12 protein-coding genes are annotated in these 17,310 nt (G+C 45.5%); 4 read left to right on the top strand and 8 right to left on the bottom strand.

Annotation, left to right across the window (positions count from 1 at the left end; all coding sequences use genetic code 11):
- Positions 1 to 1,285 (bottom strand): hypothetical protein (locus tag IQ270_RS20130; RefSeq protein WP_193974959.1); only part of this gene is annotated, 1,285 nt, incomplete at its 3' end.
- A 395-nt stretch (positions 1,286 to 1,680) separates the two neighbouring features.
- On the opposite strand from IQ270_RS20130, the gene IQ270_RS20125 reads away from it, so the two are divergent.
- Together IQ270_RS20125 and gatC are read left to right on the top strand one after the other, a co-directional pair.
- Positions 1,681 to 2,202, top strand: a complete 522-nt coding sequence (locus IQ270_RS20125; protein ID WP_193974958.1) for a photosystem I assembly protein Ycf3 — start codon at positions 1,681 to 1,683, stop codon at positions 2,200 to 2,202.
- Positions 2,203 to 2,421: 219 nt separating this feature from the next.
- The gene (gatC, locus tag IQ270_RS20120) at positions 2,422 to 2,703 is read left to right on the top strand and encodes an Asp-tRNA(Asn)/Glu-tRNA(Gln) amidotransferase subunit GatC (RefSeq protein ID WP_193974957.1); all 282 of its coding nucleotides are present in this window, start codon (positions 2,422 to 2,424) and stop codon (positions 2,701 to 2,703) included.
- A gap of 281 nt (positions 2,704 to 2,984) precedes the next feature.
- Here gatC and IQ270_RS20115 read toward each other — a convergent pair whose 3' ends face one another.
- The 7 genes from IQ270_RS20115 to IQ270_RS20085 all read right to left on the bottom strand — a co-directional run bounded on the left by IQ270_RS20115 (position 2,985) and on the right by IQ270_RS20085 (position 15,487).
- Positions 2,985 to 4,265 (bottom strand): glycosyltransferase family 4 protein, encoded by a 1,281-nt coding sequence (locus tag IQ270_RS20115; protein WP_193974955.1) that lies wholly within the window; start codon positions 4,263 to 4,265, stop codon positions 2,985 to 2,987.
- A 205-nt stretch (positions 4,266 to 4,470) separates the two neighbouring features.
- On the bottom strand, positions 4,471 to 5,196 hold the full coding sequence (locus IQ270_RS20110) for a bifunctional 2-polyprenyl-6-hydroxyphenol methylase/3-demethylubiquinol 3-O-methyltransferase UbiG (RefSeq protein ID WP_193974953.1): 726 nt from the start codon (positions 5,194 to 5,196) through the stop codon (positions 4,471 to 4,473).
- Between the two features lie 234 nt (positions 5,197 to 5,430).
- Entirely contained in the window at positions 5,431 to 10,650 is a 5,220-nt protein-coding gene (locus tag IQ270_RS20105; protein ID WP_193974951.1) for a glycosyltransferase, read from the bottom strand.
- 143 nt (positions 10,651 to 10,793) lie between these two features.
- Positions 10,794 to 12,332, bottom strand: coding sequence for a class I SAM-dependent methyltransferase (locus IQ270_RS20100; RefSeq protein WP_193974949.1), 1,539 nt, complete (start codon positions 12,330 to 12,332; stop codon positions 10,794 to 10,796).
- 28 nt (positions 12,333 to 12,360) lie between these two features.
- Entirely contained in the window at positions 12,361 to 13,776 is a 1,416-nt protein-coding gene (locus IQ270_RS20095; RefSeq protein WP_193974948.1) for an ABC transporter ATP-binding protein, read from the bottom strand.
- Between the two features lie 175 nt (positions 13,777 to 13,951).
- Positions 13,952 to 14,728: an ABC transporter permease gene (locus IQ270_RS20090; protein ID WP_339384240.1), complete on the bottom strand. Its 777-nt coding sequence runs from the start codon at positions 14,726 to 14,728 to the stop codon at positions 13,952 to 13,954.
- 219 nt (positions 14,729 to 14,947) lie between these two features.
- Positions 14,948 to 15,487, bottom strand: a complete 540-nt coding sequence (locus IQ270_RS20085) for a hypothetical protein (protein ID WP_193974947.1) — start codon at positions 15,485 to 15,487, stop codon at positions 14,948 to 14,950.
- 71 nt (positions 15,488 to 15,558) lie between these two features.
- Between IQ270_RS20085 and ruvB the strand changes: the two genes are divergently transcribed.
- The gene (gene ruvB, locus IQ270_RS20080; protein ID WP_193974946.1) at positions 15,559 to 16,656 is read left to right on the top strand and encodes a Holliday junction branch migration DNA helicase RuvB; all 1,098 of its coding nucleotides are present in this window, start codon (positions 15,559 to 15,561) and stop codon (positions 16,654 to 16,656) included.
- 4 nt (positions 16,657 to 16,660) lie between these two features.
- Positions 16,661 to 17,224, top strand: a complete 564-nt coding sequence (locus IQ270_RS20075; RefSeq protein ID WP_193974945.1) for a Uma2 family endonuclease — start codon at positions 16,661 to 16,663, stop codon at positions 17,222 to 17,224.
- Positions 17,225 to 17,310 lie beyond the last annotated feature (86 nt).

The raw sequence follows: 17,310 nt of genomic DNA, 5'->3' as shown, positions 1-17,310 counted from the left end.
GCCATTCAGCATCTATTTTTGCTGACTGTTCTAGTTCTTGTTGAGTTAATTCGCTTTCTGTGGTATAAGCTAAGTCTTCTCCAGTCAGTAGATTTTCGGCTGCAAATTCCTGGGCGTAGGCTAGTTTTTGCTGCAAGTTGGCATCTGGTTGGTTTAATAACATGGCTCGCTGCTGCCGATCGCGATTTCGAGCTTCTATCTGGCTATTTTTCCACTGAATCCAGAAGTACCTGATTAAGGGAATTGTCAGAAATCCGACGCCGTAAATTAGCAGCAGTGGATAAATACCGCTGACGAAAGCGATAAATCCACCTGCGATCGCACTTTTAGTTAATAAATTCCCCAAAACTAGCGCACCAACAAGATTGACGGCTCCCAACCCTGCTGCGAGCATGACTTGGCCCGAGCTGGCGTGGCTGAAACGCCACAGCATTTCTCGCAAATAAGCTGCTACTGGTTGAGGATTTTTTTGGACTGCTGTGGTTTGCAATTGCGGAAAATGATAGACGATTTGTCCTTCGGGACTGACTTCGGGGCGGCCGTCAAAACGCGCCAGAGCCGGTAGCATATATTCTTCGTATTCTAAGGCGTATCCTTGTCCGAGATTGTCGAGATAGGGCGCAATTTGTTCGGCGACGACGGCACCTCGGTTGTTGCGAATTGCGGTAGCAATATCGCTCCACTTGCGCTCTTCTAAATTGTAATTTGGATTGCCATCTCCAAACAGAAAGGAGAAAACTGCTTCCAGAAAACTCATCTGGGGTTTTTGGCCGCTTAAGCGCGATTGCTGCTGGTAGTAAGGTTCGTTATGGTTCCAGTAAAATATCCAGGGTAACTCGTTCCAGAAGTAGGGAAAAAAGAAAAATCCGCCGCCTCTGTTACCGTCGTTTCCGCCTCCGCCTCCGACTCCGCCGTTATTGTCGCTGTTCATGCTGGAGAGTAACATCGTGATAGCCACAAAAATTAAGAGGATGGAAGCTACCAGCACTATGCCAAAAGATACTCGAATCAGGTAAAATAAAATTCGCCAGATTTTTTGCCACCATTCCTGCAACTGCAAGCGGAAGAATTTATTGCGTAAAACATCTCGAAAATTTTTGGGAAATAGGTAGGCAATGTCGCCGGATTCTGCGACTTGCAGGTTGCCGCCTGCTTCGGAGGCGAGGGTTAACAGTTCTCGCTGGGCAAAATTGACATCTAATCCAGCTTTTGCCGCCACGTCTCCAACCGTAACGCGGTAGCCAAGTTGTTCGACGGCTTGCATAATGGTGGGATTCGGAGCCATAGGTTTGTCTCTGTGAAAATTACCCGGTTGTTTTTATTATATATTGCGGGAATTCGAGCTGGTTTTGACTCGCTGGTTTGTGAATTTTTTTGATGCTGCCCTTGACTTTGGGGAGAAATATTGCTAGGGTTTTTCCCGATCGCGCTTACAGTGCGGTCAATAGGTTAAAGAATTGGGGTTTTTTTTTGGCAAGTCTGGCAAGAGTTATTTAAAATGGATGGGACTTGCACTCTTTTGCGCCTCGCCAGCGCGTGTTTTGAGAGTTGGAATTGTGTGCGGTCGGCCGGTGCCAAGCGTCTTCGGCGCAACTCTCAAGCCAAACAGTTGCAAATCTCTTAATAGGAAAACTTTACAGGCTAATGTTTTTGATTGGCCGTTAACCAAAGAATTGAATTATGCCCAGAACTCAACGCAACGATAACTTTATTGACAAAAGTTTCACGGTAATGGCTGATATTATCCTGAAGATTATGCCGGCAAAAAAGCAGGCGAAGGAAGCTTTTGCTTATTATCGGGATGGTATGTCGGCTCAATCTGATGGGGAATATGCTGAAGCGCTGGACAATTATCACGAAGCCCTGAAGCTTGAGGAAGATCCTTACGATCGCAGTTACGTGCTGTACAATATGGGTCTGATCCATACTAGCAACGGCGAACACGATAAAGCTTTGGAGTATTACAGCGAAGCGCTTGAACTGAATCCCAGAATGCCGCAAGCGCTGAACAATATTGCTGTGATTTACCACTATCAAGGGGAAAGGGAAAAGGAATCTGGCAATGTGGAAGCGGCGGAAGGGCTGTTTGACAAAGCTGCGGATTATTGGAAGGAGGCTATTCGTTTGGCACCGAACAATTATATTGAGGTGCAAAATTGGCTGAAAACGACAGGGCGATCGCAAATTGACGTGTATTTTTAACTATGATTGGGAATTGGGAATGGGGAATTGGGCATTGGGCATAGTTAGTAGTTAGTGGTTAGTAGTTATTGATTAGTAGTTAGTAGTTAGTAGTTAGTAGCTTCTCTAATAACAAAAAACAAAAAACAAATAACCAATAACCAATAACCAATAACAAATAACCAATTCCCAATCCCCAATTCCCAATTCCCAATTCCCAATTCCCAATTCCCAAGTTTTATGATTGACAGAGAAGAAGTTCGGAAAGTAGCGAATTTAGCCCGATTGGAATTAACGCCGGAAGAAGAAGAGCAGTTTACTGGTCAACTGAACGGTATTTTGGATTATTTTGAGCAGTTGAGCGAACTGGATACGAGTAAGGTAAAACCGACAACTCGGGCGATCGATGTTAGTAATGTAATGCGATCGGACGATTTGCAACCTTTTGCTGATGGAGAAAGTATTTTGGCCCGAGCTCCCGATCGCGATGGGGAGTTTTTTAAAGTGCCTAAAATTATGTAGGGTGCGTCTGAGATGTTGCACCATTCTCAACAAGCCTTTTTTTATGAACAGGCAAGATGCCTGTTCCACAATCAACTTGATCTTCTGTTTTTTATGAACAGGCATCCTGCCTGTTTCTAAAAATTTATCTTTTGTGGAACAGGCATCCTGCCTGTTTCTGAAAATTTATCTTCTGTGGAACAGACATCTTGCCTGTTTCTGAAAATTTATCTCCAGTGCAACAGACCGGAAAGTCTGTTTTTGAGAATAGTGCAACAGATAATATTGCGTCCGCGAATGTGCTAAATTCTCACTCCAAAAGATGCGGCCAATTCCCGTTCTGGCTGCATACCAACTGTCGGCGGCATCGATCGATTTGCTACCTGTTCGATCAATTGTAATTGCTGCGGCAGCATTTTAGCTAAACTGTAGCGTTCTAGGGCGGTTTGACGGGCATTGACGCGAATTTCTGCCATGCGGGTAGGATGGTCTAAAACTTCATCAATGCGATCGGCTACTTGTTTCGGCGAGAAGTAATCGACTAGCAAACCGTTTTCTCCATCGCGGATCACTTCTCTGACTGGCCCGGTGTCGGAACCGATTACTAAACATCCTGCCGATAAAGATTCAATCATCGACCAAGATAGCACGAAAGGTCTGGTTAAATAAACGTGTGCGTCGGATGCTTGAATTACTTTTAAATACAGTCCGTAAGGTAGCGGCCCGACAAAGTGCACTCGCGACAAATCTAGCGGCACTTTTTTTAGCATATAGTCTTTGTAAGACTCGCCGTTGGGTAAGGAACGGCCGTAACAAACTCTGTCTGACCCAACAATTACAACGTGACAGTTGGGGCGGCGTTCTTGCAAATAGGCGATCGACTCAATCAACTCTGGAAAGCCCCGGTAAGGTTCCATTCCCCGCGATACGTAGGTGACAATTTCATCAACGCCGGACAAATCTAAGTTGGGCAAAATTAGTTTAGCGCCCGGATTTGGTTTAAAGTAATCGGTATCTACGCCGTCATGGAGTACGGACAATTTTTGTTGTAATTCTGACGGAAATTGCGATCGCTGCCAGTATGTCGGCGACAAACCCCAATCGCAAGAATATAAATCGATCAAAATCGGCGCATTTTTGATTCTAATTCTCGCCATGTCGTCAACTGTTAAAGGTTCCGCCGGGTCGAAATCTGCGTCGGAACCGATCGAGTGATAAAACCACTCGAAATAACACAAAAGCGGCGTATTTGGGAAAGCTTCTTTGACAAACAGTGTCGGCCCCCAACCGGAATGTCCGCAGATAATATCGGGTACAAAACCGTCCGCTTTGAGTTGTTCTGCCATTCTAAATACGGCTTGTCCGTAGATGACGGCACTTTCTAAAGGGCGGACGTATTGGTGAGTTTGCGGGTTGGGTTCGCGGCTGGGGGTAAATGCTGCTTTGCGAACGCCGGGAATTTCCCATTCGGGACGCTCGTTTTTAGTGCCGAAAACAATCTGATTTTTGGGATTTTCGCCTAAAGCTGTGATAATGTGTCGATACTGGGCGGGGAAGTTTGGGTGAAGAAATAATGCTTTCATTGAATGTTGACTGTTGACTGTTGACTGTTGACTGTTGACTGTTGGCTGTTGGCTGTTGGCTGTTGGCTGTTATTATTGGTGATTTCTTAACTCTTACCAATCACAATTAACTAATGACTGATGACTGATGACTGATGACTACTAAGAGGGCGGGCACGGGGGCACCGCCCCTACTAACTGACTAATGACTGATGACTGATGACTCCTAACTACTGACTGGTGCTTTGCAGATCCAGACGCAATCTCGCGGGACTGATTCGGTATTTTTCAAGATGATTTCATAGTTTAAATGGTTGAGAAAATTTTCCATAATTGTATCGGTCATAACTGAAAATGCTGTGCCATCTCTGCGTCCCAATAAGTTTTTGTCCCACTCGTCGGCGAATTTTTGCCAACCTAAATCGCTGAGAATATTGCCGTGGTGAAAGACGCAAAGACGATCGCCCCGCAGCAGTTTGGGAATGCGAGTCAGGTAGTTGAATATGTCTACCGGCTCTACGTGTACCATTGTATCGTAACAAAAGCACACATCGGCTGCACCTGGAGCGATGCCGTCTAATGTTAAACCGTCGAGTTTGACGTAAGCAACGCGATCGTCTCCCAAGCGCGATCGGGCGGCTTGCAGCATTTGACTGGAAATGTCGGCGCAAATTAGTCGATCGCAATATTTCAGCAGCAGCGAACCTGTTTTTCCGCCGCCGATACCAATTTCTAAAACCCTATGTTCTTTTTTGATATACGGTGCAATAAATTGCTGTTCGATCAGCGCTTCGTATGCGGCTAAGGAGTTGGCGGCACCGGCAGCTTTACCTATCCATTCGTCGCCAATATGGGCAAGTTCGGCATTAGTTTTTTGCCACTGTTGGGCGTAACTGTCCCATGCGGTTTCATAATCTACTCTTGGGCGATCGGTCATTTTTTCATCATTCATTTTTGATTGTTTTATAGTATAGATGTCTGGATTTTCAATATGTTCCGCAAGTCTTCATTTCTCATTCCCCTGTGCAACCAATTATATCAAATCCGGTCTTCATTGGAATGATTCATCTCTCCATTCTCTCCCTCTGTGTCCTCTGTGTTCTCTGCGGTTTAATAATTCCGGTACAGCCGGATTTGATATTACCAATTATCAATGCCCAATGCCCCATGCCCCCATGCCCAATGACTAATGACTGCTGAAATATGCTTCGCAGAAAATCTCTGCATAAGCTTGAGTCATTTCCTCAAAAGTATTCAGTGAATCCAAGACATATTTAGCGTTTTCAGCTAACTGCTGCCGCAATGATTTATCCTCCAATAAACTCATCAAAGCTGCCACTAATTCGTCCGGGCGATCGGGGGTATAAAACAAACCGTTAATTCCCGGCCGCACTTGTTCTCTAATCCCAAAAACAGGTGTTGTAATAATTGGTAAATCGCACGCCATCGCCTCCAAAATCACTCTCGGAAAACTTTCGACACGAGAAGTACAAACAAAAATATCCGCCGCTTTGTAATATTTTACAGTATCTGAAGTTTCAGAAACTACTGTCACCCTTTGCCGCAACTCTTCTGGCAATTCGCCCACCATATCAGCTAATTTGTTGCTGTAAATACTCGGGCGATCGCCCACAATGAAACACCTAATTTTATCGTGCCATTTTTCAGGTAAAAGTGAAAGTGCCTTAACTAAATCCTGCTGACCTTTGCGTTCGCACACTGTCCCCAGTAGCAAAATTACCACATCTTCCGCTGCAACACCTAAACTTTTTCGGGCAACTTCTGAATTGTCCAAATTTTCCAGTTTGCTCAAATCTAAGCCGTTGTGAATCACTGTAAAATTGTAGTGGCTGTTGAGAGGCAAATACCTGTCCCGCGTAGCATCCGCCACAAAAATTACCTTGTAAGGAAAGCGGAAACACTCCAAAGCTCTCGCCGCAATCTCCGAACCAAACCTGTTAAAATAAGTTTGCCAAGGTTCGCTTTCGTGCACGTTCCACACCGCCGGAATTCCGATTTCCTGCGCCGCATCAACTACAAAGAAGTTTTCTAAAGTGTTGGCATAAATTGCATCTACTTTTAAACTTTCAATTTCCTTGCTAAAACTGCGTACAGCTTCATCGTAAGCCTCGCGCAGATAGATGTGTTCGAGAGGATTGTCGCGCACAATTACTTCAATTCCCTGCTGTTCGTAAGCTTGACGGAGGGGGCCGTCTGTCGTGCAAAGTACGATCGGCACAATCGCACCCTCAGCAGCCAATTTCACCGCAATTTCGTACTGGTGCAGCGGCGCACCCGTAAAATCCAGCGAATTACTGCACATCAAAACTTTGATAGGATGAATCAGATTCTCTGCTTCTCCTACCAACAAACCACCATCGGAAACTTCCAGTGTACAACCTTCTTCCCTCTTCCCTCTTCCTTCTTCCCTCTTCCCTCTTCCTTCTTCCCTCTTCCTTCTTCCTTCTTCCTTCATAAAAAACCGTCTCGGTTGAATATGAAAATACTCATCTTCCAAAGACAAATGAGGGCTGTAAAAACAATCATTTTTTCCCGCATACTTGCGCCTAAAAGCCGCCACTTCTTGAGGATTGTCAGTAAAACCCCTAGAAGTTCCCTCTTTGTGCAACAACTCCGCATCGGGACAGTAAACGCACCGATAACCGCGTTCTAACAATCGGTATCCGTAATCTGCATCGTTGTAAGCAACAGCAAAATTTTCCTCATCAAAACCGCCCAATTCTAAGAACAATTGACGCGGAGTAATCGTGCAAGCCGCTGTTACCGCCGAATAATTTCGCGCCACCATTGCTTGAGAAAGATAGCCTCGATTATCCTTGTCCATCAACTTAAAAGCGTGACCGGCCAAACCGTGATGCAGCCCGTGAATTATTCCAGCGTGCTGAATTCTGCCGTCGGGATATAACAGCCTCGCGCCCACTGCACCAACATCGGGAATTTGAGCGTATCCCACCATTTGGCTCAGCCAGCGCGGGTTGATTACTTCAGTATCGTTGTTCAAAAACAATACATATTCGCTGTCAACTTTCTCGACAGCGCGGTTGTTAATTGCCGCAAAACTAAATTTGCCTCCAGGATTTTTGATCCGCAAAATTTGGCAATTTAATTGCTTTAAATATTCTAGAGTTTTGGGGTCGTCGCTTTCGTTATCAATGACGGCAACTTGATAATTTTTGTATGTTGTATTTTCTAAAGAATCCAGACAGGATTTCAGCAGTTTTAATTGATTTTTAGTAGGAACAATCACAGTTACTGACGGGCCATCATCCGGGAAATCTTGGGCAAAGATGCCCAAATTTTCTTTGGTAGCCCAGGCGTGTTGAGCGACATTTCCCTTGATGTTTCTGCGGTTTAGTGCGTCTTGAATTGCTTTTTGACCTGCGGCAAAACTGGCTGGTTTCGCTGCCCCAGATACTGCTGTAGAACCGGGTGCTGTTCGCCAGTGATACAGCACTAGCGGCAGGTGGGCGACGCGGCGACAAATTTCGGTCGCTCTTAAGGCAAAATCATAATCTTGCGAGCCTTCAAAGCCTATTCGCAAACCGCCTATTTGTTCAAATATTTGTTTTCTTACGGCGCACAAATGACCTAGATACATATAGGAAAGCAGCAGTTCCGGCGACCATTCTGGTTTAAATTGCGGGGAAAATCGGCGACCTTTAGTGTCGATTTTGTCGTCGTCTGAGTAGAGAAAATCGGTGGTTGGATGGGTGGCAAAATATAAGGCGACTTCGCCTAATGCGTCGGGAGTTAGTTCGTCGTCGTTGTCTAAAAACAGGATGATGTCGCCTGTGGCGAGGGCGGCGGCGCTGTTGGTGGCTGCGCTGATGTTGCCGTTTTCTGTGCGAAATTTGATGCGGATACGATCGTCCTTTTGGGCCCAGTCTTTTAAAGTTTCAGCAACTGCGGAATTGGTACTGCAATCGTCGGCGATGCAGAGTTCCCAGTTTTTATAGACTTGATTGATGGCGCTGTCGATCGCACTTTCGAGAAAATCTATCTGCGGGTTGTAAACTGGCATTACCACCGAAATCTTGGGCAGCGCTTCCCCACAGGATTTTAACCGAGAAATCAAGTAATCGCGCGATCGCCCATTCCACTGATTCACCCGTAGCCAAGCATCATACCTATCAATCGGTGAGGCAAGCACAAAACCCGCTGGCGGCAGCAAATCCCCCGGCGCAGTCAACTGTTTTTGCTGCCGATAAATCTTCCCCAACTGGCGAATCACCTTCACAATTTCCCAAGGCATCGGCACAATTCTGCCGAGACGCTGTTTTCTCTCCCTCGCCCGCTGCCGAATTGCCTCTACAAAACTCGAAAACTCCTCCAATTTATCAGCACTTCGCTGCCAAATATAGTTGCGTCGCACCGTCAACATTTTCGGCGCTTGAAAATACAAAATTTCCCCTGTTTCTAACTCAGCTTGCAGCGAAACGTGCCATTTGCCAGGAGGTAAATCTACAAGGGCTTCAAAGCCGCTTTCGGAACTGTTTACCCAGTCAGGAAACACTTCGCCGACATCTTTTCGGCGCAAACCATAGGCGCATTCTACAGAAGTACCGCCGCACAAAAAATTCAATTTAGCAATTTTGCGATCGTGGTGACAACACCAACCTGCAAACAAAATTTGACCCTGACGCTGTTCCCACACCACCGGTACATCTAACGATGCTTGAATCGTTGAAACTAACAGCGGGTAAGCAGCAAACAAATGCCATTTTCCTCGCTCGTCTTGCGCTTCTAGCACGACCTCGTGCCGTCCGGCAGGCGCTTGCAATTCAATTGTAAAACCCGAGTTTTTCGCACTCGCAATATTAGAATGTGCGGCGGCTATATCACTTCTTTCTAGACCGCAAACAGCGGCAAAACTCTTGTCTTCTATTCGGGCGCGGACTGCTTTAATGTTTGTTTTTGTGTTAAACACCCAACCCACAATTCTCAGGTTGGACTCGCTAACTTGCCAAGTAGTGGGTTGGTCTAACGAAAAAACAAATTTTGGAAACAAGTCGCGGATTCGGCGCTGAAACTTCCACCATTTTTCTCTTAGTTGCCACCAGCCAGAAGACTCGATCGCAGCAAGTTTTGCCTGGACTATTTCATTCTCTCTGCGCGAATTTTCCAAATATTCCAAAGTTTCTGTTAGTTTTTCTTTGGTTTTACTTTGTACTGTTTCCAACCACACTAACTCAGCTAACTTTTGATCTAATTTGAATTCTTTTTCTTCAAACTTTACCTGAGTTTCTCCTAATTCTGCTTCTAGTTCCAAGACTTTTGCTAAAGCTCTTTGAAATTGCGATTCTTTGCCTGCAAGCTGTACCTGAGTTTCTCCTAATTCTGTTTCTAATTCTAGCAGTTTTGCTAAAGCTTCTTGAAAATTTAATTCTTTACCTGCAAGCTTTACTTGAGTTTTCCCTAATTCCGCCTCCAATCCCAACACTTTCGCCTGAGCTTGATGAAATTGTTGTTGCCACTGTTTGATTTCTAAATTGCTGGTTTTTTGCTGTTTTTCTAGCAAGCGAATTTTTAGCCAATCTTCAAAAGGCCCGACAGGAGATGCGGGGAAATGAATCACTTTGTCCTTCGCCAAATTCGATTCGCTGCCCAGATTGCCCGCTTGGGTTTCCAAAATTTGATATAGTTCTAATGCTTCGGGAAAATATTGTTCTATTAAACTCGGTTTGTGACTTTTGACAATATCGCTGACTAATAAAGATGCTTCAAAATTGTCGGCTGGTATCGCACCTAAGTTAACGTTAAATTTTTCGTTGACTCTAGAAATAAAAAGTTCGGGAGTGTTGCCGATCGGGTAAACGTTCGCTAGCAGACAGCGTTCGGGAAAACTTTCGTACAATTCTAAGACTTTTTGGTTGTAGTGCAGCCACATTTTTACTGCCATTTCGGGATGCTGCAGCAAGCTGACATCGGTTCCCCGGCGGTACAGCGAATCGACTACTTCCCAGGGCGATCGATAAACGCAGATAAAATTAGCTTCGGGGAGCAATTTCAACCAAAAATCCCAAAATAAAGCGGTTCGCGGGTCTTTCCAGCCCCAATGCTTCTGAGGAAGTTGATTTTGGTCGTTAGCGCAGCCCTCGGAGAGGATCGCCCTTTTAGCCATTTCCACATATTCCGCTGCTACCGGAATTGTTTTTTCCAACGTACAGCCGAGTTCATCTATGCCGTGCGATCGTAAAACACTCTTGTGAAACTCCACAAAATCAACATTCTCGAAATGACCTTTCACATTTCCCACCGCCGGGCCCACCAACTTTTTACCAATATCAACACCGACTTTCTGAAACAAAGAAGCCGTTAAAGACGTACCGGAACGGTGCATTCCAGTAATAATAAAAACCGACGGTTTGCTGTCATTTGTACTCACAATTTCTCTCCCTCGCCCTAATTCCACACCAATTTTACTCCTTACACTCTTTTCCCAAAAAATGCAACTTTAGGCAACATTTCAACCCTCAGTCCATCATTGGTATCCCCAATCTAAAATCTCACATTTAAAATTTTTTAATTTTATTCTCCCGCTAAGCCCAGCATCTGCCTGACTTGAAACCAGCCGCTTCTCAGCTTCCAGAACTTGCTGCTTTCCATTGCCAAAACTCGATTCTGCGATCGATCTAATTCTTGCTTGACATTAATTAGCTGATTTTCAGTTTGCTCCAACTGCATTTGCACAGATACTAACTGAGTTTGAGTTTGTTCCAATTGCGTGTGAGCTGAGACTAACTGAGTTTGAGTTTCTTCCAACTTAGTTTGAGTTTCTTCTAACTTTGGTTGAGTAATCATTAACTTATTTTGACTTATCTCCCATGCTATCTTAGCTGCCGCTAACTGAGTTTCAACCAACTTTAGTTTTTCGTGAGTAGAACCCAACAAAGACTGCGATTGCCTTTGGCCCACCAGCGATTTCACGCTGCAATTTTCCAGAATCCATTCCCAACCGCAGTTATTGATTGCTTTAACTGTTAACACATCCTCCGGTGCCACAGTATTTTTCGGTAAATAACAGTTCCAACCCGACTGCAAAATTGCATCTTTTTGAAAATAGTCAGCCACATCCCGGCGATCGTAAAAAGGCTCACACCTCTGCACCAACTCACCGTTTACCAGCACTTGCACCTCCTCAATTCGGCCGCCAACATTCACATCAGCCGCCCAACCTTCCAGATACAAATTCTGCTTGTTGGTAAAAGCAGCAACATCAACATATCCTCCCGGGTGGTGAGAAAATTTTAATTCCGAAAAATCTCTAACCAGCTTATTTGTAACAACATACAAATCCTGAAACCTGCATATGCCTTTTTTGAGCCGGTGAACAAAAGCTTTCCCGCCGCTAACTTTACCGACAATTTCTCTCACAAACTTTTCAGTTACATAAGTTGTGCCGTATTCCTCCTTGTCCAAAGACTGACTTTCGCTTTCGGCACTAAACAAAATACCGTTAGCAGGCATTTCTATGTGAGCAGGAAGCAAACAATCGCCGTGAACGCTAAACATCAAAATGCCGTTAGGAGTCAACAAATCATACAAGTTTTGGAGCCAACTCGTAAAAGTTCTTTCCGGGATATGGCTGAAAAAAGAATTAGCCAGAATGCAGTCAAATTTTCGGTCAATTAAATAGTTTTCCGGTTGGCCTGTCGAAACAATACCGTTAACCCCCAAGTATTCAGTTTGAAACTTGACCGCGTTAGCATAAATATCAGAAACCCAAATTTGCTCCGGCGGCATTTCCTGAATCAAAAATCGGGTAAATCTACCGTAACCGCAGGCAAAATCTAGAAAAGACGGTACATTTTCAAAGCCGCCAAAATGCCAATCCACAACTTGTTTGACGGCATCCCGGATGCGCCGCCCGATCGCATAATAGCGCACCAAAGCTCGATCGCGATCGTCTTCATTCCCTGCATCTTCCTTGGCATTGCTCAAGCTAAACAAATACATTTCATCATCTTCGCAGATGTTCAGTTTAAAATCTTCGGGAAACTTAGCTTGCTCTCGAATCAATGCTTTGATTACCGGATTTTCGACTAAATTTAAATTGAGATTGCTCATTATTTTTACAACTTTTTTACAGGAATTATTACAGCGCTTCGGTTGACTGTTCTTTCACCAGCCAATCAGAATCAATCACAACAGTTAAACACGGTTCGATCAGCAAGTCAACGATGCCGTTACCGCAGGACTCAGTACAAGACTGAACTCTAAACATCGCCACATCAACGCAGCGATCCAGATAACTCAAATCCCCATCTACAGTTCCCACAACCCCGGCATTCAAAAAATAAACCCCCGGATTCAGCAAACATTTAAACTGAAACTTGACAACAATTGTCGTTCCCGCTTCCACATATCTAACTGACTGACTAGAAGCCTTCAAAGAAGCACCAGCCAACTCAAAACCGCTAATCGTTTTAATCAACATTCCAAACCTCACCTTGGAAGTTGACCGCGAGAAAGTAACAGAGTAAGTGTAAACATAATCTTGACGGCCGAGCAAGTGATTTACCACATTTCCCTTCAGCGTTTCGATGTGGGGGTTGATAATTTCCGCTCCGCGAGACGGATACCGCACCGTATTAGACGGTATCATCCCCGGATCGAAAAATTCATCATAATGTTCCTTGGGTTGGGAAAGATATTGTTCGGGTTCAACCTCGGTTTTTGTGCTATCTAAATTAACATCCTGAAGAGTTTTTTCACTTTCCTGTTTTGTCAGTTGGTTGAGAACTCGAATATCTGACTTCAACTCCAGAACCCGATCCGGATCGGCATAAATCAGCTTTTGATACTTAGAAATTACCACCTTCGGCGTGTGAGCGAGCAGCAATTCTCCGCTATCCATTAAAATCGCCGACGTACAAAGCTGCACCACAGAAGTAGCAGCGTGAGAAACAAATAAAATCGTTCCGCCGCCTTCTTGAATGCTTTGCAATCGGGCAAAACACTTGCGCTGAAAAGCTTCGTCGCCCACAGATAGCGCCTCGTCAACCACTAAGATATCTGGCTCAACGCTAGTCGCAACGGCAAAAGCCAGCCGGACAAACATACCGCTAGAATAGGTTTTGACTGGCTGGTCGATGAAATCTCCAATGTCGGCAAAAGCAGCTATTTCGTCAAACTTTTCTGCGGTTTCTTTGTGATTGAATCCGAGTATTTGAGCGTTGAAAAACACATTTTGCCGCCCGGTAAATTCCGGGTTAAACCCGCTTCCGAGTTCCAACAAAGCGGAGACTCGCCCTTTTACCTGAACGCTTCCTGCGGTGGGTGTCAGCGTCCCTACAATTATTTGCAAGAGAGTGCTTTTTCCCGAACCGTTGCGACCGACGACTCCTAGGGTTTGTCCCTGAGCAATTTCGAGATTGATGTCGTGGAGGGCCCAAAATTCATCAGCAAGTTTTTTGGTTGGATAAATAATTTCCTTTAAGCGGTCTCCTGGACGATCGTACCGCTTAAAGCATTTGGAAACATTTTTTAGTGAAATTACATTTTCTGTCATCCGATTTTATATTTGAGATTTGAGATTTTAGATTGATATTATGTCTGTTAGAACAAAAAATAGGTTTGCTCGTTGGGAATGCGAGTCCTTTGATTTTTTTACGCGGACTCGCATTCCTGACTACGAACCTCGATCGCGATTTTCGATGGTAGATTGCATTTAAATGTAAAACATATTACAGCACGTCAGCAAAAGCGGGACGCAAACGCCGGTAAACTGCTAAACCCCCACAAAATATAGCAGCCGAAATTAGGGTGGCGACACCCCATTCGCCCCAGTGTTTGACTTCTCCCAGCAGGATGAGGTCTCGATAAACCTCGGAGATGGCGGCCATTGGATTCAACCAAAATATCCACGCTCGCCATGCTTCGGGGATGATTGATGCTGGGTAGACGATCGGCGTCAAATAAAACCAAAAATTTAGAATAACACCTAATGTCTGAGGAATGTCTCGCAAAAACACGGTTAAGCCGGCCGTCAAATATCCCAAGCCGGCTGTGAGCAACAACTGAGGCACCCAAACCAGTGGCAGCAAGCATAAAGTAGCGTTGAGCTTTTGCGAGGATACTGCTACGATCAGAATCAAGGCTGCTAAACCGAGAGAACTTTCAATAAAAGCTGTAAAAATCGGCACCAGGGGCAGCAAACCGAGGGGGAATACTACTTTTTTGACTAAATTTGGCTGCCCTACCACCGATACTCCCGACTTGATCAAACCGCTGGTGAAGGCACTCCAAGGCAGCAAACCTGCAAACAGCCAGACTCCAAATGTAATGTCGCTGTTTTCCGGGAAGCCTGCAAGTTTGAGCTTTACCTTGAGGACGATCGAGAATACGTATGTGTAAATCACCAATTGCGATAGCTGGTTCAGCAGTGGCCACAAATTGCCCAGAATCGAGCCTTTGTATTGAGCTTCCAAGTCCCGGCGTACTAATGTTGCCAGCAGGTTCACCTTCGCCCAGCGCTGGCTGTTTGCCTCCTGCCTGCTGCCGGCCGTTCGGGCTTTTCGGGCAACTCCTTTCACCGATCTGTGCAATTTTTTCGCCCTCGTTCACTACCTTCACACCTAAATCAACTCGATCTGCGATCGTGCAGCTTTTGCTAAACCGCAATTATTCCACAGCCCCGCCGTTTTGATCAAGCATCTGTCACAAGAGCGAAGGATGTTATTTTAGTCGATCGCCGATCGAACTGCCGAACCGATCGCTAGTTTTTGCTCGCTGTCGTAGCCCCACCGCACAAAAAACTCCTCATACTCGCCGCTGGCACTCTGCAAACTTGCCAGCATTTGCGACGCTATAGTTTTACAGGCAGGCATTTGCAGGATTTGAATTAAATTGCGCGATCGCTCCTGCACTTTAGCAGAACCCGCCGCCATTTCCTCGTTTTGATGGCGCGAATGATGCACCACCATTGCCGCCGACATCGCCACATTTTTCACCAGCAGTTCTGCTACGATCTCAGGAGCCGATCGCAGCGCCTTGATCACTCCGGGTGACGGCCGGTCTGCCACCTGTCCCTCCTCCGTTAGATAGGTGACAAAAAACCCCCGAGCACCGTTGGAAGTTTTCACCAGAGATTTAACAGCTTGCTCGATCTCGGCCTCTAAAAGTCGATCGCCCTCAATCAAAGACAGTAAAGATTGAGTCAGCTCGATCGCCCCGTCAAAAGTTATGCTTTCCGAGGCTAATAAAGAAGATGGAATACTCATAACCCACTCAAACAATCTAAATATTCTGCTAATAATTGTAAACAATTCCCGCTGCCCGATCGCAAATAAATATGGCTATAATTTCCTCCAAACAACAGCCTCCCGACCCAAATCTACCTGAAGACATAGCCCCAGCCCCCCGCCAAAAAGCCGCCAAACCCAAAGCGGAATCACTGGTAGAAGCGCAAGAACTACCCGACGAAATCAACAGCAAACAAGACGACAAAATCCGGCCACAGCGTTTAGCTGAATACATCGGCCAAAAAGACTTGAGAGAAGTTTTGGCGATCGCAATTGCAGCGGCAAAATCCCGCGGCGAACCGATGGATCACCTATTACTTTACGGGCCGCCCGGGTTGGGCAAAACCACAATGTCGCTAATTCTAGCAGCAGAAATGGAAGTTGAATGCAAAATCACCACCGCCCCAGCCCTAGAAAAACCGCGAGATATTGTCGGATTGCTCGTCAACCTCAAAGCAGGCGACGTGCTGTTTATCGACGAAATTCACCGATTATCTAAAGTTAGCGAAGAAATCCTCTATCCGGCAATGGAAGACTGCCGTTTAGATATTACGATCGGTCAAGGAAAAAGCGCCAAAATCCGCAGCATTCCGCTGAAACCCTTTACCTTAGTAGGCGCCACCACCAAAGTTGGGTCACTGACATCTCCATTGCGCGATCGCTTCGGCTTGATCCAAAGATTGCGCTACTACGAAATAGACGAACTAAGTTTAATTGTCCAAAGAAGCGCCCAAGTTCTCGACACTCAAATCACCCCAGAAGGAGCAGCAGAAATTGCCCGCCGAGCTCGCGGCACCCCCCGCATCGCTAACCGCTTGCTGCGCCGAGTCAGAGACTACAGTGAAGTCAAAAACTTAAAGCCAATTAGCGCCGAAGTTGCCTCCGTCGCCCTCGAATTGTTCAACGTCGATCCGCTAGGTTTGGATTGGACAGATCGGTGTCTTTTGACAGCAATGATCGAAAACTTTAACGGCGGCCCGGTTGGTTTAGAAACTCTCGCGGCTTCCACAGGAGAAGACGCTCAAACAATTGAGGACGTATACGAACCTTACTTAATGCAAATCGGATTTTTGCAGCGGACAAGTCGGGGCAGAATTGCCACAGCGGCGGCTTGGAAACACTTAGGTTTACTCGACTCAAGAGCATAAACAAATGGTACAGATACAAACAAAAACACTAACTTTGTCAGAGTTTCTCAAACTGCCAGAAACAGAACCAGCTAGCGAATATATCAACGGTGAAATTATCCAAAAACCTATGCCACAAGGAAAAGATAGCCGGATTCAAGGTGAATTAGTTCCAGCTATTAATCTCGCATTAAAAAATCAGAAAATTGCCCTAGCTTTTCCAGAATTGCGGTGTACTTTTGGCGGGCGCTCGATCGTGCCAGATGTCACAGTATTTACTTGGGAAAGAATACCAGTTGCTCAAAATGGGGATGTTGCTAATGTATTTGAAACTTACCCAGATTGGACAATTGAAATTATGTCTCCAGGCCAGAGTCAAACTAAAGTAACTGGGAATATTTTACACTGTTTGAAAAACGGCACTAAAATGGGTTGGCTGATCGATCCGATGGTGCGATCGATCTTAATTTATCCCCCGGGAAAGCAACCGGAACTTTTAGCAAAACCCGAAGAATTGTTGCCCGTTCCAGATTGGGCAGCAGAATTGCGGCTGACGGTAGGAGATTTATTTGGGTGGTTGAAACTATAGCCTTTCTGTGCTGTGGTATGAGGTACTATCCGGGATAGGCCCGCTCCGGGCATACCTCACCACGCGATCGAACCGCTATATAGCAG

The organism is Microcoleus sp. LEGE 07076 (genome assembly GCF_015207455.1).
Lineage (GTDB): Bacteria > Cyanobacteriota > Cyanobacteriia > Cyanobacteriales > Microcoleaceae > Microcoleus.
The sequence above is the reverse complement of the archived record's forward strand: the minus strand, read 5'-3'. Positions and strand labels throughout refer to the sequence as shown.

Excerpts from the sequence above, each read along its gene's own strand:
- IQ270_RS20125 (WP_193974958.1), top strand. The coding sequence starts at position 1,681 with ATGCCCAGAACTCAACGCAACGATAACTTTATTGACAAAAGTTTCACG.
- gatC (WP_193974957.1), top strand. The coding sequence starts at position 2,422 with ATGATTGACAGAGAAGAAGTTCGGAAAGTAGCGAATTTAGCCCGATTG.
- IQ270_RS20115 (WP_193974955.1), bottom strand. The coding sequence starts at position 4,265 with ATGAAAGCATTATTTCTTCACCCAAACTTCCCCGCCCAGTATCGACAC.
- IQ270_RS20110 (WP_193974953.1), bottom strand. The coding sequence starts at position 5,196 with ATGAATGATGAAAAAATGACCGATCGCCCAAGAGTAGATTATGAAACC.
- IQ270_RS20100 (WP_193974949.1), bottom strand. The coding sequence starts at position 12,332 with ATGAGCAATCTCAATTTAAATTTAGTCGAAAATCCGGTAATCAAAGCA.
- IQ270_RS20095 (WP_193974948.1), bottom strand. The coding sequence starts at position 13,776 with ATGACAGAAAATGTAATTTCACTAAAAAATGTTTCCAAATGCTTTAAG.
- IQ270_RS20085 (WP_193974947.1), bottom strand. The coding sequence starts at position 15,487 with ATGAGTATTCCATCTTCTTTATTAGCCTCGGAAAGCATAACTTTTGAC.
- ruvB (WP_193974946.1), top strand. The coding sequence starts at position 15,559 with ATGGCTATAATTTCCTCCAAACAACAGCCTCCCGACCCAAATCTACCT.
- IQ270_RS20075 (WP_193974945.1), top strand. The coding sequence starts at position 16,661 with ATGGTACAGATACAAACAAAAACACTAACTTTGTCAGAGTTTCTCAAA.